The 20,844-nt window shown below is 70.7% G+C and carries 14 protein-coding genes and 2 tRNA genes; 7 read left to right on the top strand and 9 right to left on the bottom strand.

What is annotated here, in order from left to right:
- Window positions 1-12 precede the first annotated feature (12 nt).
- The 5 genes from LRX76_RS11145 to LRX76_RS11125 all read right to left on the bottom strand — a co-directional run bounded on the left by LRX76_RS11145 (window position 13) and on the right by LRX76_RS11125 (window position 3,719).
- Window positions 13-555: a spore coat U domain-containing protein gene (locus tag LRX76_RS11145; RefSeq protein WP_231805131.1), complete on the bottom strand. Its 543-nt coding sequence runs from the start codon at window positions 553-555 to the stop codon at window positions 13-15.
- A 2-nt stretch (window positions 556-557) separates the two neighbouring features.
- The gene (locus LRX76_RS11140; protein WP_269450833.1) at window positions 558-1,112 is read right to left on the bottom strand and encodes a spore coat U domain-containing protein; all 555 of its coding nucleotides are present in this window, start codon (window positions 1,110-1,112) and stop codon (window positions 558-560) included.
- 5 nt (window positions 1,113-1,117) lie between these two features.
- Entirely contained in the window at window positions 1,118-1,672 is a 555-nt protein-coding gene (locus LRX76_RS11135; RefSeq protein WP_231805127.1) for a spore coat U domain-containing protein, read from the bottom strand.
- Between the two features lie 888 nt (window positions 1,673-2,560).
- A tRNA-Leu gene (locus LRX76_RS11130) sits at window positions 2,561-2,647 on the bottom strand.
- A 103-nt stretch (window positions 2,648-2,750) separates the two neighbouring features.
- Complete coding sequence (locus LRX76_RS11125; RefSeq protein ID WP_231805125.1) at window positions 2,751-3,719, bottom strand: arsenic resistance protein; 969 nt, start codon at window positions 3,717-3,719, stop codon at window positions 2,751-2,753.
- Window positions 3,720-4,145: 426 nt separating this feature from the next.
- On the opposite strand from LRX76_RS11125, the gene LRX76_RS11120 reads away from it, so the two are divergent.
- The gene (locus tag LRX76_RS11120; RefSeq protein WP_231805123.1) at window positions 4,146-5,504 is read left to right on the top strand and encodes a hypothetical protein; all 1,359 of its coding nucleotides are present in this window, start codon (window positions 4,146-4,148) and stop codon (window positions 5,502-5,504) included.
- 22 nt (window positions 5,505-5,526) lie between these two features.
- A complete protein-coding gene (locus tag LRX76_RS11115; RefSeq protein ID WP_231805121.1) occupies window positions 5,527-6,849 on the top strand; it encodes a PHB depolymerase family esterase in 1,323 nt (440 codons plus the stop codon).
- Between the two features lie 181 nt (window positions 6,850-7,030).
- Here the strand turns inward: LRX76_RS11115 and LRX76_RS11110 are convergent.
- A tRNA-Leu gene (locus tag LRX76_RS11110) sits at window positions 7,031-7,117 on the bottom strand.
- A 264-nt stretch (window positions 7,118-7,381) separates the two neighbouring features.
- On the opposite strand from LRX76_RS11110, the gene rnr reads away from it, so the two are divergent.
- On the top strand, window positions 7,382-9,757 hold the full coding sequence (gene rnr / locus LRX76_RS11105; protein WP_231805187.1) for a ribonuclease R: 2,376 nt from the start codon (window positions 7,382-7,384) through the stop codon (window positions 9,755-9,757).
- Between the two features lie 135 nt (window positions 9,758-9,892).
- A complete protein-coding gene (gene rlmB, locus LRX76_RS11100) occupies window positions 9,893-10,636 on the top strand; it encodes a 23S rRNA (guanosine(2251)-2'-O)-methyltransferase RlmB (protein ID WP_231805119.1) in 744 nt (247 codons plus the stop codon).
- 104 nt (window positions 10,637-10,740) lie between these two features.
- Here rlmB and LRX76_RS11095 read toward each other — a convergent pair whose 3' ends face one another.
- The 3 genes from LRX76_RS11095 to LRX76_RS11085 are packed head-to-tail and all read right to left on the bottom strand — an operon-like array spanning window position 10,741 to window position 15,382.
- On the bottom strand, window positions 10,741-12,174 hold the full coding sequence (locus LRX76_RS11095) for an efflux transporter outer membrane subunit (RefSeq protein ID WP_231805117.1): 1,434 nt from the start codon (window positions 12,172-12,174) through the stop codon (window positions 10,741-10,743).
- Complete coding sequence (locus tag LRX76_RS11090; protein ID WP_231805115.1) at window positions 12,171-14,132, bottom strand: MacB family efflux pump subunit; 1,962 nt, start codon at window positions 14,130-14,132, stop codon at window positions 12,171-12,173. The genes LRX76_RS11095 and LRX76_RS11090 overlap by 4 nt, the downstream gene beginning before the upstream one ends.
- 11 nt (window positions 14,133-14,143) lie before the next feature.
- Window positions 14,144-15,382, bottom strand: coding sequence for an efflux RND transporter periplasmic adaptor subunit (locus LRX76_RS11085; RefSeq protein WP_231805113.1), 1,239 nt, complete (start codon window positions 15,380-15,382; stop codon window positions 14,144-14,146).
- Between the two features lie 223 nt (window positions 15,383-15,605).
- Here LRX76_RS11085 and LRX76_RS11080 point away from each other — a divergent pair, with 223 nt between their 5' ends.
- The 3 genes from LRX76_RS11080 to LRX76_RS11070 all read left to right on the top strand — a co-directional run bounded on the left by LRX76_RS11080 (window position 15,606) and on the right by LRX76_RS11070 (window position 20,792).
- Window positions 15,606-16,307: a response regulator transcription factor gene (locus LRX76_RS11080; RefSeq protein WP_231805185.1), complete on the top strand. Its 702-nt coding sequence runs from the start codon at window positions 15,606-15,608 to the stop codon at window positions 16,305-16,307.
- On the top strand, window positions 16,304-17,704 hold the full coding sequence (locus tag LRX76_RS11075; RefSeq protein WP_231805111.1) for an ATP-binding protein: 1,401 nt from the start codon (window positions 16,304-16,306) through the stop codon (window positions 17,702-17,704). Before LRX76_RS11080 ends, LRX76_RS11075 begins: the two co-directional genes overlap by 4 nt.
- A 136-nt stretch (window positions 17,705-17,840) precedes the next feature.
- The gene (locus LRX76_RS11070; protein WP_231805109.1) at window positions 17,841-20,792 is read left to right on the top strand and encodes a ligand-binding sensor domain-containing diguanylate cyclase; all 2,952 of its coding nucleotides are present in this window, start codon (window positions 17,841-17,843) and stop codon (window positions 20,790-20,792) included.
- The last annotated feature ends 52 nt before the right edge of the window (window positions 20,793-20,844 follow it).

Below are 20,844 nucleotides of genomic sequence, written 5' to 3'. Positions count from 1 at the left end.
CGTAGGGTTGGATCAGTACGAAAGCGTCACCGTCACCGTGTCGGTATAGGTGCCTGCGGCGGGCATGCTGTCGCGTGCCAGCAGGCGCGCGTACACCGTGTAGGTCTGCGTGCTGGCGGGGAAATCGTCGATGGTCATCGCCAGCCCGTCGGATTCGGTCCCCCATACCTGGCTGCGGGCGGCATCGCGGTAGAGCTGGTAGCCCAGGGTCTGGCCGTCCAGGGCGAGGTAGCGCACGCTGCTGCTTCCGCCGTTGACGCCGTAGTCCAGCGAGATCGAGACCATGGCGCCCTGGGTGCAGGTGAGCACGATGGAGCCGGCGTCGACGCTGCTGGCGACGTCCCGCGCGCTCGCCAGGTCGGGCAGGGTGACCGGGCCGAAGTCCAGCACGCCCAGGTCGCTGCCGGTACCCGCGCCACCGCCCGCGCCGAAGGCGCAGCCGGTCTCTATGCGGGCGTTGACGGCGAAGCTGCTGCTGACGGTTTCGGCATGGGCGGCGCCGCTGCCCAGCAGGGCGGCGGCAAGCGATATCCGTATCGTGGAGCGTCCGTTCATGGCTACCAACTGATGGTGACGTTGACCGTGTCCGCGTATGTCCCGGCCGCCGGCGTGGATTGCGCCTGCACCAGGCCATAGACGGTATGGACCTGCTCGCTGCCGGTGCCGGTGGCGGCAACGCCGGTGCTGTCGTCCCATACCTGCGCGTGCCCGGGATCGGTGAACAGGTTGTAGGCGATGCGCGCGTCGCTGCCGGACTGGGCGACCATCTGGCGGTTGGCGGTACTGCCGCTGCTGCCGCCATCGAGCAGGATCGCGTAGCTCTGGCCGGCGACGCAGGTGACATTGATCGAGCCGCTACCTTCGCTGCTGGCCGCGCTGATGGCCGAATCCAGCGAGCCGTAGGAGCCGAAGTCGAGCGTGCCGAAGTCCAGCGAGCCATTGCCATCGCCATCGCCGGCGCTGGACTGGCAGGCGGCTTCCACCGTCGCGCTGATGCCGATGCTTGCGGTCTGCGCATGGGCCGCGATCGCACAGCAGGCGCCGATGCCAGCCGCCAGAAGGCGGCCGGCGGGGACTGCTGCGGATCGACGGTCTGGCGAGCGCCGGTCCATCGCCGTTACCAGGCGATGGTGGCGACGACCGTGTCGGTATACGTGCCGGCCGCGGGAGCGGGGGTGGCCGTCTGGTCGCTGGGCAGCACGCGGCCGTAGACCGGAAGACTCTGCGTGCTGCCGTCGCCGATCAGGTTGACCGAGCCGTCCAGGGTGATCTCGCTGCTGCGGGCGGAGTCGCTGTACAGCCGGTAGGGGATCAGGGTGCCGCCCGCCGCCAGGTTGCGCAGGCTGCCGGCGCCGTTCAGGCCGCCGTCGAGGGTCAGGCTCGGGGTCAGGCCGTCGCTGCAGGTGATGGTGACCGCACTGCTGTTGTTGCTGCCGAGCACTTCGCCGTCGATGACCGAACTCAGGTCCGCGTACTCGCCGAAGTCCAGGGTGCCCCAGTCGTTGGTGCCCGAACTGGTGTCGCCATTGGCGACGGTGCAGCCTGCACCTATGGTCAATTGCACGCCGATCTGGCCGTTCAGGCTGCCTTCGGCACGGGCACCGGCAATGCTCATCGAGCCGATGACGGCGGTAGCGAGCAGGCTGCCCGCGATTTTCAGGGTTGCATTCATGGGGTAGATCCTTCTGGGTCGGGGAAACGGATGTACTGCAGGGGGCGGAAAACATTCCCGGGCGATGACGTCATTCGAACAGTGCGGTGATTCGTCATCCCCATTAAGTGAAGTCAATGGCATCCCGCCCCGCTTCGGATGAAGAGGTGTCGTTTCGAATGGGTTCTTGGCGGGGCAAGTAGATTCGCGGGCCGAAACCGGATATGCGCGGCGTGCATTTGCGTATTCCGATTCCGATCCGGAAATAACGTTGCGGTTTCGACCTTAAGGACGTTAACGTGAAGTTAATGTCAAGCGACTTCGTGAAGATGCTTCATTTACTTCGATGAATGGCGGGATATTCACGGGAGGGGTCGGGCCTGCATCGGCGAACGGCCATGGGCCGCCGCTGGGCCCGATATGCCAGTGGAGTGCACGGATCTGTCCTGAGCAGGTTTCGGCGATGCGGGAAATCACACGGGGCGATGCGCTTGCGCGGCACCATGTGGCGCCTGCCGGGCCATCCCTTCGAACACCCACGGTCCAGAGGAGCGAGCAGCAGGTATCCGCATCGATCGGGACCGGTGTCGCCGGAAACAATCAGAAGATAATCATGGGTCCAATCGCCATGGCGATTGGCAAGGCGCATGCGCCGACAAGGGCGGACGGGACCGGGGGCGAGGAAACGATCGGTGCGCGGGGCAGGCGTGGGTGCACGGCAGCAATCCGGTCGACTCGAAAGAGGGATTGCTTGCGCGCGATGGCCTTGCCGATCGCGAATCGTATGCGGTCCGCGTAGTGGCTTTGCCGACCACCTGCTGCCGTTTCGCCCGATATTGTTTCCGGGCGCGATCCGCTTGAACCAAAAACCCCGCCGGAGCGGGGTTTCAGGATCGTTGCCTTGAGTCATGGTGCCCAGGAGAGGACTCGAACCTCCACGGAGTTGCCCCCGCTAGCACCTGAAGCTAGTGCGTCTACCAATTCCGCCACCTGGGCGACTCAGGAGGAGAATCATGCCATTGCGCGGATTTGGCTGTCAAGCCAGATGCGCCCGTCCACGCTTGCAGCGGGGCGTGCGCGTCGTCGCGACGCCAGTAGGCTAGGCGGTCGCAGCGGCGTTGCGTCCGAACCTGGCGATGGCGCGCACGTAGACCAGTTCGCTCAGCAGCTCCACCAGCGTCTGGGTCACGATGACCGCGGGCAGGACGGGGATCGCGCCGGGAACGGCGAGCGCCAGCGGCAGCACCACCAGCGAGTTGCGGGTTCCCGCGCTGAACGCGATCGAGCGCCCCGCGGCGGCCTCCAGCCGGAACAGCCGCGCCACCAGCCACCCCAGCGGGGGAGCGGCGACCGCGAAGGCGAGGTAGACCGGAACGACGCGCAGGGCGGCGCCGATGGCGGGGCCGAGCTGCGGCACTACGGCGGCGATCACCACGAACAGCACCAATGCCGTGGCCGGTACCGGCAGCAGCCCGAGCATCGCGGTGACGCGCGACCCGGCCGCACTTTTCGCGGCCCACAGCTGGGTGAGCGCGGCGAGCAGCAGCGGGGCCAGGATCAGCCATGCGAATGCATGCACGAAAGGCCCGGCCTGGACCAGCCGCGCGGCATCGGCGCCGAGGAAGGCGCCCAGGTAGCCCGGAAGCAGCAGCATCTGGGCAATGAGCAGGGCCGGTGTCGCGGCGAGCAGCAGGCGCGCGTCGGCGCGACCGAGGTGGGAGAACGTGACCACGTAGTCGATGCACGGGGCCAGCAGTACCAGCAGTACGCCCAGGCGGATCATCGGCTCGGCGGGCAGGAACTGCAGCAGCACCGCGACCAGCAGCGGGACCACGACGAAGTTGGCCACCAGCAGCGCCGCCAGGAAGCGGAAGCGGCCGAACGCGCGCCGCAACTCGGCCATCGGCACCTGCAGGAAGGTCGCGTACAGCATCAGTGCCAGGGCCGGGTTGACCGCCGCTTCCAGCACCGTGGTCCCGGGCACCAGCAGCGCAATGGCTGCGGCGAACGCGACCGTGCAGAAGTAGATCGCGATCTGGCGGCCTTCCAGGACGTCTCGAAGCTGCATTGCCGGTGTTTCTCCGTGTCGAACAGGTCTGCGGATCGAGCCGGCGTACCCGGTGCCCGGATGTGGCGTCGGCCCTGGTAGGCATGAGGCCTGCCGCGTGGTCGCCGCGATCGACGAGGTTACACGGTGCAGCCGCAGCGGCCACCCTGCGGCGGCGGTGGCACGGGTCGCCTCGATTTTCCCCGCAGCGCGAGACATGCGGGAGTGCATGACGCCCTGCAGAGGGGAATCCGTCGTGCATGCCGTGTCGCGCCACGCCACGCCACACCGTGTCGCGCCGTGGCGAAATGGCCGGGCGTTTGCACGACAGCGATCCTGGCGTGGGATTTCGGGGCGACGCCTGCGATCCGGGGATCGGTCCGTCTCGGTTATTCTGCCGGCCAGGTGAGGCACGCAATCGTCGTCCAGGACCGGATCGAGACAGACATGCAATCACGAAGGGAATTCCTGCTGGCCGGGCTCGGGGTAGGCGCCGCTGCGCTGCTGCCGGCGGGCATGGCACACGGGCGCGCGGCGAACGCCGCGGGGTTCAGGGCCGGCGCCGGACGCGCCGAGGTGGCGTTCGCGGACGAACTCTTCCCGCTGGACGGCTTCGCCGGCCAGCACGACCCGCTCGCCGTGCGCGTGCTGTTGCTGGACGGCGGCGGCTCGCGGGCGGCCATCGCGGTGATCGACCTGACCTCGATCTCGGAGGAGATGATCGCCGGCATGAAGGCGATCCTCGCCGAGGTCGCGGCGGTCAAGGCGGACCACGCCATCGTCTGCGCCAGCCACACCTTCTCGGCGCCGCACGTGTTCACCGGAGGCAATGCTCCGCCGGGCACCGATACCAGCCGCAACGCCGCCGCCCTGGCCGCCTTCGAATCGGCGCTGCGGACGGCGGCGACGCAGGCCGTCGCCGGATTGCAGCCGGCGCGACTGGGCGCGGGGCAGGGCGCCACCCGGGTCAACGTCAACCGCGATGTCGCCACGCCCCACGGCTGGTGGCTGGGCGCCGACGATGCCGGCTTCGCCGATCCCGCGGTCGGCGTGCTGCGCATCGATGGCGCCGGCGGCCGGACGCTGGCGATCGTGATGAACGTCGCGGTGCAGTCCTCGGTGATGGACGGTTCCGAGCGCGCGCAGGGCGGAAAGCTGATCAGCGCCGACCTGGCCGGGGCGGCGGCGCGCCACGTCGAGAGCCATTACGGCGCCGGCACGGTGGCGCTGTTCCTGGTCGGCGCGGCCGGCGACCAGGCGCCCTACCTGCAGGCCAACCGCCATGTCGTCGAGGCCGACGGCAGCGTCGGCCGGGTCGACATCCACGAGGCGGGTTTCGCGCTGGTGGACCTGCTCGGCGAGCGGCTCGGCGGCGAGGTCGTGCGCGTCGCCGACGGCATCGCGGCGCAGGCCGCGCCCAAGCCGGATGTGCGTCGCGAGCACGTGGACGTGGCCTCGCAGGAGTTCTCGCCGCGCAACGCGGCGACCGGGCCGGTCACCGCCTTCAGCTACGCCCCCGGCGAGGACACCGCGATGCCGGTGGCACTACTGCGCATCGGCGATGTCGCGCTGGTCGGCGTGCAGCCCGAGCTGGCCGCCAGCATCGGCGCGAAGATCCGCGCGGGTTCGCCGTATCCGCATACCCTGGTGGCGACGATGGTCGACGGCGCGGCCAAGTACATGCCGGACATGCGCAGCTACGACCGCTATACCTACGAGGCGCGCAGCTCGCCCTATGCGCGGGGAGCGGCCGAAGCGGCGGCGACGGCGATCGTCGGCCTGCTGCAACGGATGGACACACCTTGAGAACCGAACCGGAGAACATGCAATGGCGTCACGTCGAGACTTCCTGATCATGAGTGCAGGCATCGGATCGCTGCTGGCGATCGGTGTGACCGCGTGCGCGCAAAAGGGCATCGGCCATGCGCAGGGCGCCACCGCCGTCACCGAGGTGTTCGGCGACGGCGTCCGCCTGGTCGCGGTCGCCGTCGAGTATCCCGAACCGGTCCAGGGCGCGGCCCTTTCCGCGGCCGACTTCAAGGTCGAAGGCCGCACCGTCACCGGTGTCTTCGCCAGCACGTCCACCGACCCGGCGGACCGGGCGGAGGCCGGCCGCTTCGCGATCGTGACCCTGTCGCCCGGGGACGCCAACGCGGTGCTGGCCGAGAAGCTGCAACCGCAAGGTAGCCAGGGCGGTGGCCAGGGCGGGCAGTCCGGGCCGGCCCAGGGTGGCCGTGGCCCCGGCAACGCGGGCGACATCCCCACCTACGACACGGTCTACAAGACCGCCCAGGCCACGGTCGTGGCGCCGGGTGCGGGCACGCTGGCGACGACGGCCGCGCGCAACCTGATCGTCGACGATTTCAGACAGTTGCAGTTCGACGACCCGAACACCGGCAAGACGCTGCGCTACAACCTGTTCGTGCCCAAGGACTACGACGCCGGCAAGTCCTATCCGCTGGTGCTGTTCATGCACGATGCCGGCGCCACCAGCGACGTGACGCGCACCACCCTGTTCCAGGGGCTGGGCGCGGTGGTCTGGGCCAGTCCCGACGACCAGGCCAAGCGCCCGTGCTTCGTGCTGGCGCCGCAGTTCGCCGAGATCATCGCCGACGACGACTCGCGCACCTCGGACGCGCTCGACACCACCATCGACCTGATCAAGGCGCTGGCCGACGAGTACAGCATCGACCGCAAGCGCCTCTACACCACCGGCCAGTCCGGCGGCTGCATGATGTCGATCGCGATGGATATCAAGTACCCGGATTTCTTCGCCGCCTCGTTCCTGGTGGCCGGCCAGTGGGATCCGGCGCTGGTCAAGCCGCTGGCCCGGCAGAAGCTGTGGATCCTGGTCTCGCAGGACGACGACAAGGCGTTCCCCGGCCAGGACGCCATCACCGAGGTGCTGGAGCAGGAGGGGGCGAAGATCAGCCGCGCCACCTGGGACGGCACCTGGAACGCCGAGCAGTTCCGCGCCGCGTTCGACAAGATCGACGCCGAGGGCAGCCCGATCAACTACGTGACCTTCGCCAAGGGCACGGTGATCCCGAAGGAGGATTCGGGCGCCGGCGCCAGCGGGCACCGCAACACCTGGCGCATCGCCTACACGATCGAGCCGATCCGCGAGTGGATCTTCCGGCAGCAGGGATAGGACGCAAGCGCCTGCACGCGTGCCGCGGAGTCGCGGCGGCGGCCGGCCGGAAAGCCGTACCGCGCCGGCGCGGGGCCGCCGGCCGGCTGTCGCGGGCGCGATGGCCGGCACGCCGGTCGCCTGGGCGCGCTCCGTCCCGCAGACGCAAAAAACCCCGCCGGAGCGGGGTCTTTGCGGATCGTGGTGCCCAGGAGAGGACTCGAACCTCCACGGAGTTGCCCCCGCTAGCACCTGAAGCTAGTGCGTCTACCAATTCCGCCACCTGGGCACTTCAGGCCGCGCATTTTCATGGTGCGTGCGGAGGTTGTCAACGGATTTCGGCACGGACGGGATCGCGGCCGTGGTCGGGTCGTGAGCATTTGCGCCCCGCCACGGGGTTACCATGGCGGCAATGAAGAAAAGAACCCCCGACGGGACCGACACGCCGGTCCGCAAATCCGCCAAGGCCAAGGCCGATGGCGGCACGTCCACCGCAAATGGCCCGGCTGCCGCCAAGCCGCGCAAGCGCGCGGCCAAGAAGCTGCCGCCGTGGATGCCCGAGTCCGCGGCCGCGCCGGCGACCAAGCCCGCACCCGGTGGTGGGCGCAAGCCCAGGCCGGAGGCCAAGGCGGCGGCGCCCGGCAGGCGCAAGCCGGCGTCGGCGGCGCAGCCCGCACGCGGCGGCGCCTTCCACGATCCCTACGCCGCGCGCGAGGCCGAGCGCTATGCCGAGCCGATCGCCAGCCGCGAGGCGATCCTGCAGCTGCTCGACCAGTGCGACGGCCCGCAGTCGGTGGACGAGCTGGCACGCCTGCTCAAGCTGACCGCGCCCGACCGCTTCGAGGCACTGTCGCGGCGCCTGTCGGCGATGCTGCGCGACGGCCAGGTGGTGCAGAACCGCCGCGGCGGCTACGCGCCGGTGGAGCAGGTCAACCTGATCCCGGGCGTGGTGATCGCCAATCCCGACGGCTTCGGCTTTCTGCGCCCGGACGGCGGCGGCGACGACCTGTTCCTGTCGCCGTACGAGATGCGCAAGGTCATGCATGGCGACCGCGTGCTGGCCAACGTCACCGGCGTGGACCGCCGCGGCCGCCGCGAGGGCAGCATCTCGCGCGTGCTCGAGCGCGGCGTCAACCGCCTGATCGGCCGCTTCGGCCTGGAGGCCGGCATCGCCTTCGTGGTGCCCGACGACAAGCGCATCCAGCGCAACGTACAGGTGCCGGCCGATGCCACCGGCGGCGCCCGCGACGGCCAGCTGGTGGTGTGCGAGCTGACCCAGGCGCCGGACACGCGGCGCCCGCCGATCGGCAGGATCATCGCCGTGCTCGGCGACAAGCTCACCCCGTCGCTGGTGGTGGAGACCGCTATCCACGGCCACGAGCTGCCGTACGAGTTCCCGCAGGAAGTCTTGGACGAGGCCGCGGCGGTGCCGCTGACGGTGGAGCCGTCGATGATCGGCGGCCGCGTGGACCTGCGCGACATGCCGCTGGTGACCATCGACGGCGCCGATGCCAAGGATTTCGACGACGCGGTCTACTGCGAGAGCAATCGCCAGGGCTTCCGCCTGAAGAACCGCTCGGGCTACCGGCTGGTGGTGGCGATCGCCGACGTCTCCAACTACGTGCGCCCGGGCACGCCGCTGGACGAGGAGGCGCAGCGCCGCGCGACCTCGGTGTACTTCCCCGGCTTCGTGGTGCCGATGCTGCCGGAGACGCTGTCCAACGGCATCTGCTCGCTGAACCCGGACGTGGACCGCATGTGCTTCGTCTGCGACATGCAGGTCAACCGCTCCGGCGAGGTCACCGGCGCCAAGTTCTACGAGGCGGTGATGCGCTCGCATGCGCGCCTGACCTACGACCAGGTGTGGCAGGCGGTGGGCGAGAAGGACCCGGAGGCGCGCCGTGCGATCGGCGCGGTGCTGCCGCAGGTCGAGCGCCTGCACGAGCTATACGGCCTGCTGTCCAAGGCCCGCGAGAAGCGCGGCGCGATCGAGTTCGAGACCTCCGAGACGCGCTTCGTGCTCGACAACCGCGGCGAGGTGACCCAGGCCGGCATGCTGGTGCGCAACGACGCCCACAAGCTGATCGAGGAGTGCATGATCGCCGCCAATGTGCAGGCGGCGCGCTACCTGCTGTCGCAGCACGTGCCGGCGCCGTACCGCGTGCACGACCGCCCGCCGGAGTCCAAGTACGCCGACCTGCTGGAGTTCCTCAAGGAATTCAAGCTGTCGATGCCGCCGTGGAACAAGGTGCAGCCGCGCGACTTCACCGCGCTGCTGAAGAAGGTGCGCGAGCGCCCGGACGTGGCGCTGCTGGAATCGGTGGTGCTGCGCAGCCAGAGCCTGGCGGTGTACACGCCGGAGAACGCCGGCCACTTCGGCCTGGCGCTGGATGCCTATGCGCACTTCACTTCGCCGATCCGCCGCTACCCGGACCTGCTGGTGCATCGCGCGATCAAGCATGCCCTGACCGGGGCCAAGCCGGAGAAGTTTCTGTACACCCCGCACGAGATGGCGGCGCTGTCGCTGCAGTGCTCCGAGCGTGCGCGCCGCGCCGACGAGGCCGAGCGCGAGGTGGACGAGCGCTACCGCGCGGCATGGATGGAGAAGCACGTCGGCAGCGAGTTCGACGGCGTGATCAGCGGCGTCACCAGCTTCGGCCTGTTCGTGGAGCTGGAGCAATCCAAGGTCAACGGCCTGGTGCACGTGACCCAGCTGCCGCACGACTACTACCAGTTCGACCCGATCCGCAAGACGCTCAGCGGCGAACGCCGCGGCGAGCAGTACCGGCTCGGCGACCGGGTGCGGATCCAGGTGCTCAAGGCCAGCATGGAGGAGCGCAAGATCGACTTCCGCCTGGTAGATGACCGCGACGAGGCGGCGCCGGTACCGGCGCGCAAGCCGTCCAGGCGCCGCAAGCAGTCCTACTGAGCCTGCGCGGGAGCGGCCCCGGTCCGCTCCCGCGGCACGGGTGACGGGCGCCGCGCCTGCGGTAGTCCCGGCGCGTGCCGTCGCCGGCGTTAGCCCCTACCATTTCCTCCTTTCCCTTTCCCCGCACCCATCCAGATGAGCAAGCAGAACCAGTGGATCGTCGGCGTCAATGCCGTGGCCTCCGCGATCGAGAACGATGCCGACCATGTCCGCGAGGTGCTGGTTGAGGGCGGCAGCAAGAACCCGCGCCTGACCGAGATCGAGGAAAACGCGCTGCGCAAGGGCATCGAGGTGCGCCGGGTGACCGCGCAGGCGCTCGACGGCGTGGGCGGCGCGGTGCGCCACCAGGGCGTGGCCGCGCGCTATGCCGCGGCCAAGCTGTGGGAGGAAAGCGAACTGCAGGGGCTGGTCGAGGCGGCCGCGGGCAAGGCACTGCTGCTGGTGCTCGACGGCGTGCAGGACCCGCACAACCTCGGCGCCTGCCTGCGCAGCGCCGCCGCCGCCGGGGTGACCGCGGTGGTGATCCCCAAGGACAAGTCGGCCACGGTCAATGCCACCGTGCGCAAGACCTCGGCCGGCGCCGCCGACCGCATCGCCGTGGTGGCGGTGACCAACCTGTCGCGGGCCTTGCGCGATCTGCAGAAGCTGGGCGTGTGGATCTACGGCCTGGCCGGCGAGGCGGAGACCTCGCTGTACTCGCTGGACCTGCGCGGCAACGTCGCGCTGGTGCTGGGCGGCGAGGCCGACGGCCTGCGCCGGCTGACCCGCGAGCATTGCGACGGGCTGGTGAAGATCCCGATGCCCGGCGACATCGAGAGCCTCAACGTCTCGGTGGCCGCCGGCGTGACCCTGTTCGAGGCAGTGCGGCAGCGCGCGTGAGCTGCCTGCGGCATCGCCGCCGCCGCAGGAGCGCCGTAGGAGCGACTTCAGTCGCGAGGGCTCTACCGGTAAGGCCTCATCGCGACTGAAGTCGCTCCTACGGGTCACTCCTGCAGGTCGCTTCGACCCGGCTGCGCGCTGCCGCCCAGCGCCTGGTACAGGGTGACGTCGGCGACCAGTTGCTGGCGCCGTGCCAGCGCCAGCGCCAGCTCCGACTCGCGCAGGGTCTGCTGCGCGTCCAGCCAGGTGCGCAGGTCGGATGCGCCGCTGCGGTAGCGGACCTGGTACATGCGCTCGACATCGCGCGCGGCCTGGTACGACCTGTCCGCCGATTCCACCTGCGCGGCGAGCTGCTCGCGCGCCGACAGTGCGTTTTCGACCTCGCTGAGCGCGGTGTAGAGCGTGGTGCGGAACTGGGTGGCGGCGATCTCGTAGTCGGTGCCGGCGATGCGGGTGTCCAGCCGCGCCTGATGCAGGTTGAGGAAGGGCAGGGTGAGGCCGGCACCGAGGGTGGCGACCGGATTGCGCACCACGTCCGACAACGCCGTGCTGCTGCCGCCGATCGCGCCGGTGAGGCTGAGCGCGGGGTAGTAGCTGCGTGCGGTGGCCTTGATCTGCGCCAGCGATTCGCGCAGGCGCAGTTCGGCCGCGCGCAGGTCCGGGCGCCGCGCCAGCAGCTCGGCCGGCACGCCCGCGGCCAGCGCCGGGCTGGACGCGGCGTCCAGGTCCTGCGGTTCGTCGGCCTGCGGCCATGGCTGGCCGTCCAGCAGCACGGCGATCGCGTTGCGCACTTCCACCCGCTGCTGCAGCAGCGCGCTCTGCGCGGTGCGCTGGCTCTCCAGGTTCTGCTCGGCCTCGCGCAGTTCCAGCCTGGAGACATCGCCGGCGGCGAACTGCACCTGCACCAGTTGCAGGGTCTTCTCCAGCCGCTGCAGGTCCTGTTCGCCGGCGGCGATGCTCTGGTTGAGGTAGGCCAGCTGCCAGTAGTCGCTGCAGACCTCGCCGACCAGTGCCAGCGCGGTGTTCTCGCGGTCCTGGTCGGTGGCCGCCGCCTCCCACTGGGCTACGTCGCGCTGCGCGCGCAGCTTGCCCCACAGGTCGATCTCCCAGTCCAGCGACACGCTGGCGGAGTAGCTGCGATCGAACGCGTCGTGGCGGTCGGTGGCGCGGCTGCCGGAGCCGGCGACGCTGCCGCTGGCGGTCGGCCACAGCTCGGTCTCGGCGAGGCCCGCCTGCAGGCGCGCCTTGCGCAGGGTCAGCCCGGCCGCGGCGAGGTCGCTGTTGGATGCCAGCGCCTGCTCGACCATGCGGTCCAGGCGTGCGTCACCGAAGCCGCGCCACCAGGCATCGGCGGCGATGTCGTGGGCAGGGTAGCTGGCCTGCAGCGCCAGCGCCTGTTCGGGCGGGTTGCGTGCGGCGTCGCCGCGGCCGTAGGCGGAGGCGACCGCGATCGGAGCGGCGCGGTACTGGCCGGTACTGACGCAGCCGGCCAGCAGTACCGCCGCGATCGCGGGCAGGAGGGGGAGGGAGCGGTTCATTCGCGGGCCAGGGCCTCCACGGGGTCGAGTTGCGCGGCATTGCGCGCCGGCAGGAAGCCGAACACCACGCCGATCAGGCTGGAGCAGGCGAAGGCGGCGACGATCGAGCCGGTCGAAAAGATCATGCCGAAGCTGCCGCCGGCGGCGGCGAACACCCGGCCCAGCGCCAGCGCCAGGCCGATGCCGAGCAGGCCGCCGAGCAGGCACACCAGCACCGCCTCGATCAGGAACTGCTGCATGATGTCGCTCTGGCGCGCGCCCACCGCCATGCGCACGCCGATCTCGCGGGTGCGCTCGGTCACCGACACCAGCATGATGTTCATCACCCCGATGCCGCCGACCACCAGCGCGATGGCGGCGATCGCGCCGATCATCAGCGTCATCGTCTGCGTGGTCTGCTCGATGGTCTCGCGGATCTCGGCGCTGTTGCTGAGGAAGAAGTCCTCGCTGCCGTGGCGCAGCCTGAGCAGGCGCGTGACCGCCTGCTCGGCGGCGTCCATCGGGGTGTCGTCGGACACGCGCACGGTGATGCTGGAGAGGTAGTGCTGCCCGAGCATGCGCGACATCGCGGTGGTGTAGGGCACCCAGATGCTGAGCGAGGAACTGCTGCCGAAGCCGGTGGTCTGCTTCTGCGCCACCCCGACCACGCGCACCGGCACGTTGCCGAGCAGGATCACCTGGCCGATCGGGTTCTGCCGAGTGTCGGCGAAGAACTGCGCGCGGGTGTTCTGGTCGATCACCGCGACCTGCTGGATGGAGGATACCGCCTCGGTGCCGAAGAACGCGCCTTCGCTCAGTTTCAGGCCCTTGACCCGGAAGTACTGCTCGCCGACGCCGCTGACCTGCGCGGTCGCGGACTGGCTGCCATGGCGCGCGGTCACCGAGGTGGAGACGTTGGGGGTGGCGCTGTCGACATAGCTCTGCCGTGCCAGCGCGATGGCGTCGCCGGCCTTGAGCGTCTGCACCCGGCCCGAGCGCATGTCGCCGAAGCCGCTGCCGGGATAGACCTCGATGGTGTTGGTGCCCAGCGCGGAGATGTTGGACAGGATCTGCTGCTGCGAGCCGTTGCCCAGCGCCACCACCGACACCACCGAGGCGATGCCGATGATGATGCCGAGCATGGTCAGGAAGGTGCGCAGGCGGTGCGCGTTCATCGCCAGCAGCGCCATCCGGAACGCCTCGACGAAGCGGTCGCGCAGCGCCTGCCAGTGGCTGCCGCCGGCGGGCGGCGGTTCGGGCCGGTGCCGGCCGGCGACGTCGGTGCCGGCGCCGGGGTTGGCGCGGTCGGCGACGATCCGGCCGTCGTGGATCTCGATGATGCGCTGGGCGTGGCGGGCCACCGCCATGTCGTGGGTGACGATGATGATGGTGTGGCCCTCGGCGTGCAGCTCGCCCAGGATCGCCATCACCTCCTCGCCGGAGCGGCTGTCCAGCGCGCCGGTCGGCTCGTCGGCCAGGATCACCTCGCCGCCGTTCATCAGCGCGCGTGCGATCGACACGCGTTGCTGCTGGCCGCCGGACAGCTGGCCGGGGGTATGGCCGGTGCGGTCGGCCAGGCCGAGCCGGCGCAGCAGCGCGCGCGCGCGCGCGGTGCGCGCCGGGCCGGGCATGCCGGCGTAGACCGCCGGCACCTCGACGTTGCCGATGGCGTCCAGGTCGCCGAGCAGGTGGTAGCGCTGGAAGATGAAGCCGAAGTGCTCGCGGCGCAGCTCGGCCAGCTCGTCCGGCGACATCGCGCCGGTCTGCCGGCCGGCGACGCGGTAGCTGCCGCCGCTGGGCCGGTCCAGGCAGCCGAGGATGTTCATCAGCGTGGACTTGCCCGAACCGGACTGGCCGACGATCGCCACCATCTCGCCGGCGGCGATGTCCAGGTCGATGTCCGCGAGCACGACCAGGGTCTGGTCGCCGGCCGGGAACTCGCGGCGCAGGTCGCGCAGCTGCAGCAGTGCTTGGCTCATGGCTGCGCCTCTCACATCATCGGCGGCGGGCCGCCGGGGCCTCGGCGCTGCTGGTTCTTCTGCGCGGACTCGGCGCGGGTCGCGGCGGTGGCTTCGCCGACCACCACCCGCTCGCCTTCGCTCAGGCCGCTCCTGATCTCGGCGCTGGCGTTGTTGTCCAGGCCGACCACGACCTTGCGCGGCTGCGGGCGGCCATCGGCGGACACCACCTGCACCGTGTAGCTGCCGTCCTTGCCCTTGGCGCCGAGCGCGGCCGAGGGAATGGTCAGCACGTTGCGGGCCTGTCCGAGCACGATGCTCACCTGCGCGGTCATGTAGGTGCGCAGCGCGTGGTCGGCGTTGTCCACGTCGAACAGGCCGTTGTAGTAGATCGCGGTGCTCGAGGTGGAGGTGCTGGAGGAACTGCTGCTGGAGGAGCTGCTGTCCTCGTCGGTCACCGATTCCGGTGCCGGGGCGATGTCGCGCAGGGTGCTGGCGTAGCGCTTGTCGGGGTTGCCGAGGATGGTGAAGTACACCTGCTGGCCCTCCCGGGTCTTGACCACGTCGGCCTCGGAGATCTCGGCGTACACCGTCATCGTGTCCAGGTCGCCGAGCATGACGATGGTCGGCGCGCTCTGGTTGGCGTTGACCGTCTGCCCCTGCTTGGACACCACCGCCACCACGGTGCCGTCCATCGGCGCGGTGATCCGGGTGTAGCCCAGGTTGGTCTGAGCGGTGTCCACCGTGGTCTGCTGCTGGGCGATGGTGGCGTCGAGCGCGGCGATCTGCGCGCGGGTGGCCTCCAGGGTGGCGCGGGCGCTGTCGTAGTCGGCCTGCGAGGTCGCCTCGGCGGCCAGCATCCGCTGCTGGCGCTTGAACGCCAGTTCGTAGGCGCGCAGGTTGGCGACCTGCGCGTCGCGGCTGGCGCGGGCGTTCTGCAGCGCGGCCTGGGCGCTCTTGAGGGTGTTGAGCTGGGTGCGCGAATCGATCTCGGCGATCAGGTCGCCGGCCTTGACCTGGTCGCCGAGCCCGACCTTCAGCGACTCGATCCGGCCGGACACCTGCGCGCCGACGCTGACCAGCCGCGACGGCTTGATCGTGCCGGTCGCCTCGACCGTCTGCTCGACGTCGCCGCGGGTCACCGGCGAGGACGCCAGGGTGGGGGGCGGCGGCGGCTTCAGCCACCACAGCACCAGCAGCGCGACCAGCAGCACGACGGCGATCGCGAGCGCGATGCGGCCGCGCCGGCTCTTGGGCAAACGGGGTTTCACTGGGCTGGACCTGTCCGCTGGGCCGCGTCGTGCGGCGTCGGCGACAAGTCTGGCCGGCGCGGTGCGCCGGCCTCAATGCACGGCGTGTATCGGCATGTATCGGGCGCGCTGCCGGATGTGTCGCAATGTTTCGGCGGCGCCGGCCGATACGCGCCGACATGCGCCGGCAAGCGCGCGGCGATCGGCTAGGATGGATCATCGCCGCATGACGGAAGAACAGACGATGCACCGCCTGCTGGTGGTCGACGACGACGTCGACATCCGCACCCTGCTGGCCGAGCAGCTCGGCCGCGCCGGCTACCAGGTCGGCACTGCCAGCGACGGCGCGCAGATGCGCCAGGTGCTGGAACGCGAGCACGTGGACCTGATCGTGCTCGACCTCAACCTGCCGGGCGAGGACGGCCTGACGCTGTGCCGCGACCTGCGCGCGCGCTCGGCCACGCCGGTGATCATGCTCACCGCCCGCTCCGAGCCGATCGACCGCGTGCTCGGCCTGGAAATGGGCGCCGACGACTACCTGCCCAAGCCGTTCGAGCCGCGCGAGCTGCTGGCGCGCATCCGCAACGTGCTGCGCCGGACCGAGGCGCTTCCCGCCAACCTGCTACCGCTGGCGGTGCGCCGCGCGCGCATCGAGGGCTGGACCTTCGACCTGGAACACCGCCACCTGGTCGATCCGGCCGGCCGGGTGGTGGTGCTGTCCGGCGCCGAGTTCCGCCTGCTGCGGGTGTTCGCCGGCCAGGCCAACAAGGTGCTCACCCGCGAGCAGCTGGTGGTGCTGAGCAGCGGCCGCCAGTACGAGGCGCAGGAGCGGGCGATCGACCTGCAGATCAGCCGCCTGCGGCACAAGCTGGGCGATGCCGGCGGCCTGATCAAGACCGTGCGCAACGAGGGCTACGTGCTGGCGGCGGCGGTGACGCTGGAATGAGGCGCCTGCGCGGCTACCTGTCGTCGATGGCCGGGCGGCTGTTCCTGATCCTGCTGCTGGGCATGCTGGCCGCCGCGGTGGTCGCCACGCTGCTGGCCAACGCCAGGCGCCGGCAGGACTTCGAGCGGCAGGAGATGGCGCGTACCGCCGACCGCCTGCAGGGCTATGTCGAACTGCTGGACGGGGCGCCTCAGGAACTGCGCGCCAAGCTGCTCGATCTGGGCGGGCCCGGCGTGCGCCCGGCGCCGGCCGATGCGCAGGGGCACGGCGGCGATGCCGATTTTGCCGCGCTGCTGGCCGCGCGTGGCGGGCTGCTGGCGCAGGCGCGGGTGGAGCATGCCGGCTACCGCCACTGCGCGCCGCGGCTGCCGGACTTCCTGCCGCCGCCCGGTGCCCGCCACGCCGCTGCAGGCGAGCGCGACGGCGACGAGGAAGCGGGGCTGCTGCCGCCGGCGTGCCGGCTGGTGTCGCTGCGGCTGCACGACGGCACCCCGCTGCGCCTGGGCCTGGAATCGCCGCCGGTGGTGCGCGACAGCCTGTCGCCGGTCGATCCGCTGTTCCTTTCGCTGCTGGCGGTGGCCATGGCGCTGCTGGCGTATGCGGTGTCGCGCATCGCCAGTGCGCCGCTCAAGGGCCTGTCCGGCGCCGCCGCGGCGCTCGGGCGCGATCTGCAGCGCGAGCCGGTGCCGGTCGAGGGACCGACCGAGGTGCGCAACGCGGCGATGGCCTTCAACGCCATGCAGCAGCGCCTGCAGCGCCACCTGGGCGAACGCACGCAGATGCTGGCGGCGATCACCCACGACCTGCAGACCCCGCTGACACGGCTGCGGCTGCGCCTGGAGAACGTGCCCGACGAGGCCCTGCGCGAACGCCTGGTCGCCGACCTGGCGGCGATGCAGGCCCTGATTCGGGAGGGACTGGAACTGGCGCGCAGCGCCGAATCGTCCGAGCAGCCGCTGGCGCTGGATCTGGATTCGCTGCTGGAAAGCGTGGTCGCCGACGCCGCCGATGGCGGTGGCGACGCCGTGTTCGAACAGGGCTGCGGCGCGGTGCTGATGCTCAGGCCGCTGGCCACGCACCGGCTGTTCTCCAACCTGGTCGACAACGCGCTCAAGTACGGCGGTTCGGCCCGGGTCGCCGCGACGCGGCGCGACGGCCGGGTGGTGGTATCGGTCCGCGACCGCGGGCCGGGGCTGCCGCCGGACCAGCTGGAGGCGGTGCTCGATCCGTTCGTGCGGCTGGAGACCTCGCGCTCGCGGCAGACCGGCGGCGCCGGGCTGGGGCTCACGATCGCCCGCGCGCTGGCGGAGAAGGACGGCGCGGTCCTCGGCCTGCACAACCGCCCCGAAGGCGGGCTCGAGGCACGCGTGGAGTGGGCCGCGGCGCCGGCGGCGTGACGGCCGCGGGCCAGAATCCGCATGCGCAGGGCGCCTGCCCTTTTACAATGCGGTCATGGTCACCGACGAAACCCGTGCGCCAATGACAGTCGTCCCGGCTCCGGGACGCACGTGCAGGGAACTTGTCGGCTGGCGCATGTTGCTGGTGTGGCTGTGCATGCTGGTCCCGGCGCTGGCCAGGGCGCAGGGCGACGAACCGCCGCCGCTGCGCGACTACGCGGTGGACGTGTGGACCTCGCGCAACGGGTTGCCGCACAACTCCATCCGCGACATCGTGCAGACGCCCGAGGGCCACCTGTGGTTCGCCACCTGGGAAGGCCTGGTGCGCTACAACGGGCTGGACTTCACCGTGATCGACCGCAGTACCCGTCCGGCACTGCTGGACAACGGCGTGGGCACGCTGTTCGTCGACGCCGAGGGGGCGTTGTGGATCAGCGATTCGCGCGGCAACGTCAGCCGGCGCCGGACCGATGGCGAATGGACCATGTGGCCGCGGCAGGCGTCCGCGCCGCAGGTGATCATCCAGGCCATGCAGATGGACAGCCGCGGCCGGCTGTGGCTGCTGTTCGAGGGCAACGGCCTGGGATACCTGGACCCGGCCTCCGGGCGCGTGCACTACGAGACGCCTCCGGCCGACGTGCCGCTGTCGATGAGCTACATGCAGATGGCCGTCGATGGCGACGACCGGGTCTGGGTGGGGACCTTCGACGGCCTGGCGTACCGGGATGCGTCGGGGGCCTACCACGGCACCCCGGCCGGCTTCGGCCTGCCCTCGGGGCTGGCCTGGCCGTACCGCGCCGCTGACGGGTCGATGTGGATCGCCGCCGTGGACAGCCTGTACCGGATGGAAGATGGCCGTCCGGTGCTGAAGCACCGGCTGCCGGGGCAGGAGCGCCCGACCGCGATGCTGCAGGACAGCCACGGCGATCTCTGGGTGGGGACCGAGAACAACGGCCTGCTGCGGGTCGGCCGTCGCGGCGTGGAGCGCCTGCCGGCCAGCGTGCAGGTTCCCGATGGCCGCATCAGCAGCCTGTTCGAGGACGCCGAGGGCAACATCTGGGTGGGCGCCAACGGCGGCCTGTTCCGCCTGCGCGAGACGTTGTTCAGCAACTACACCGAGCGCGACGGCCTGAGCGGCAACTACACGCGCGCGGTGCTGGAGGACGGCCAGGGATGCCTGTGGGTCGGGGGGGCGGCCGGCCTGGACGCGATGCAGCCCGACCGCAGCATCGTGCCGCTGCGGCTGCCGACCGCCAGCGGCAAGCCGCCGTCGGTGCTGAGCCTGGCACTGGGCCGCGACGGCGAACTGTGGGCCGGGACCTACGGCGATGGCGTGTTCCGCATCGACGCGGACGGCCACGTGCGCCATTACGACTTCGGCGGCGCGCTGGCGCGCGGCAACGTCCGTGCGATCAGCGTCGGCAGCGACGGCGCGGTCTGGCTGGGGACCCAGCGCGGCGTGGTGCGGGTGGACGAGACCGGCGCGCACGCGGTGGCGGTTGCCGGCATGCCCGGCGGCCTGATCACCGCGCTCGCCCAGGCCGGCGACGCGCTGTGGATCGGCACCATCGAGGGCATTCGCGTGCTGCGCGGCGACAATGTGCAGCGCATCGACCTGGACGCGATGGGCGGGGCGCGCACGATCTTCGGCTTCCAGCAGGTCGGTGCGGACGTTTGGATCACCAGCGACCGCGGCCTGTACCGCTACCGCGGCGGCCAGCTGGCGCGGGTCGGCCTGGAACAGGGCATGCCGGTCGATACGGTGTTCCAGCTGATCTTCGACCGCCTGGGCAATGCCTGGATCACCAGCAACCGCGGCGTCCTGCGCACCGACCTGGCCACGCTCGACGCGGTCGCCGACGGCCGCAGCCCGCGCATCGATGTGGAGCTCTACAACGAGGCCGACGGCATGGCCAACGCGCAGGGCAACGGCAGTTCCATGCCCTCGGCCGCGCTGCGGCACGACGGCACGCTGTGGATCGCCACCGCCGGCGGATTGACCACGACCGATCCGCAGCGGCTGCAGGGGTTCCGCCAGCGGCTGCCGCCGCCGGCGGTGATCGAAAGCGTCAAGCTCGACGGCGAGCCGCTGCAATGGCAGCGCGGCGGCAGGATATCGGTGCCGGGCGGGCACCGGCTGGCGGTGTCGTACGTCGGCCTCAGCTACCTGTTGTCCGACCGCATCGTCTACCGTACCCGGCTGCAGGGCCTGGACAACGGCTGGGTCGAGCGCGGACGCCAGCGCGGGGTGGAATTCATCGGCCTGCCGCCGGGCGACTACACCCTGCACGTCGCCGCGGCGCATCCGGGCGGCGCCTGGAGCGAGCGCGAGGCGGTGTGGGCATTCACCGTCGAGCCGCTGTTCTGGCAGCGCCGCAGCGTGCAGGCCATTGCCGGACTGCTGCTGTTGCTGGCCCTGGTGGCGTTGTACCGCTACATGATCGACCGCTACCGGACCAGCAACCTGCGGCTGGCCCGGCTGGTGGACGAGCGTACCCGCGACCTGCAGCTGCAGGCCGAACGCCTGCTGGCCGCCGACCGCGAGAAGAGCGGCCTGCTCGAACAGCTGCGCCACCAGGCGGAGGCCTTCGAGCGGCAGGCGCTGGAGGACGTCCTGACCGGGCTGCCCAACCGGCGCGCGTTCGACGAGGCGCTGGCGCGCGATATCGCCCGCGCCCGCCGCGACGGCACGCCGCTGTGCCTGGTGTCGCTGGACGTGGACCATTTCAAGCAGGTCAACGACCGCCATTCGCATGGCGTCGGCGACACGGTGCTGCGCGAAGCGGCACAACTGCTCAGGGATACCTGCCGCGTCAGCGACGTGCCGGCGCGCATGGGCGGGGAGGAGTTCGCGCTGCTGCTCAACAACACCGGCATCGACGAGGCCGAGGCGCTGTGCGAGCGCCTGCGCGCGAAGTTCCACCAGCAGCGGCGATGGGCCGGGATTGAGGACCTGCGGGTGACCTTCAGCGCCGGCGTGGTGAGCCTGGAGGCAGGCGATGCAACTGCGTCCACGCTCTACCAGCGCGTGGACCGCGCGCTCTATCGCGCCAAGAACGGCGGCCGCGATCGTACCTGCCGCGGCTAGGGCGTGCCACCGTTGCCGGGCAGGGCGCGCCGTTCCTGCTCGACGGCAGTGA

It is taken from the genome of Stenotrophomonas sp. MMGLT7, assembly GCF_021168555.1.
Lineage (GTDB): Bacteria > Pseudomonadota > Gammaproteobacteria > Xanthomonadales > Xanthomonadaceae > MMGLT7.
The sequence above is the reverse complement of the archived record's forward strand: the minus strand, read 5'-3'. Positions and strand labels throughout refer to the sequence as shown.

Excerpts from the sequence above, each read along its gene's own strand:
- LRX76_RS11095 (WP_231805117.1), bottom strand. The coding sequence starts at position 12,174 with ATGAACCGCTCCCTCCCCCTCCTGCCCGCGATCGCGGCGGTACTGCTG.
- LRX76_RS11145 (WP_231805131.1), bottom strand. The coding sequence starts at position 555 with ATGAACGGACGCTCCACGATACGGATATCGCTTGCCGCCGCCCTGCTG.
- LRX76_RS11115 (WP_231805121.1), top strand. The coding sequence starts at position 5,527 with ATGGCGTCACGTCGAGACTTCCTGATCATGAGTGCAGGCATCGGATCG.
- rlmB (WP_231805119.1), top strand. The coding sequence starts at position 9,893 with ATGAGCAAGCAGAACCAGTGGATCGTCGGCGTCAATGCCGTGGCCTCC.
- LRX76_RS11075 (WP_231805111.1), top strand. The coding sequence starts at position 16,304 with ATGAGGCGCCTGCGCGGCTACCTGTCGTCGATGGCCGGGCGGCTGTTC.
- LRX76_RS11080 (WP_231805185.1), top strand. The coding sequence starts at position 15,606 with ATGCACCGCCTGCTGGTGGTCGACGACGACGTCGACATCCGCACCCTG.
- LRX76_RS11090 (WP_231805115.1), bottom strand. The coding sequence starts at position 14,132 with ATGAGCCAAGCACTGCTGCAGCTGCGCGACCTGCGCCGCGAGTTCCCG.
- LRX76_RS11135 (WP_231805127.1), bottom strand. The coding sequence starts at position 1,672 with ATGAATGCAACCCTGAAAATCGCGGGCAGCCTGCTCGCTACCGCCGTC.
- LRX76_RS11120 (WP_231805123.1), top strand. The coding sequence starts at position 4,146 with ATGCAATCACGAAGGGAATTCCTGCTGGCCGGGCTCGGGGTAGGCGCC.
- rnr (WP_231805187.1), top strand. The coding sequence starts at position 7,382 with ATGCCCGAGTCCGCGGCCGCGCCGGCGACCAAGCCCGCACCCGGTGGT.
- LRX76_RS11125 (WP_231805125.1), bottom strand. The coding sequence starts at position 3,719 with ATGCAGCTTCGAGACGTCCTGGAAGGCCGCCAGATCGCGATCTACTTC.
- LRX76_RS11140 (WP_269450833.1), bottom strand. The coding sequence starts at position 1,112 with ATGGACCGGCGCTCGCCAGACCGTCGATCCGCAGCAGTCCCCGCCGGC.
- LRX76_RS11070 (WP_231805109.1), top strand. The coding sequence starts at position 17,841 with ATGTTGCTGGTGTGGCTGTGCATGCTGGTCCCGGCGCTGGCCAGGGCG.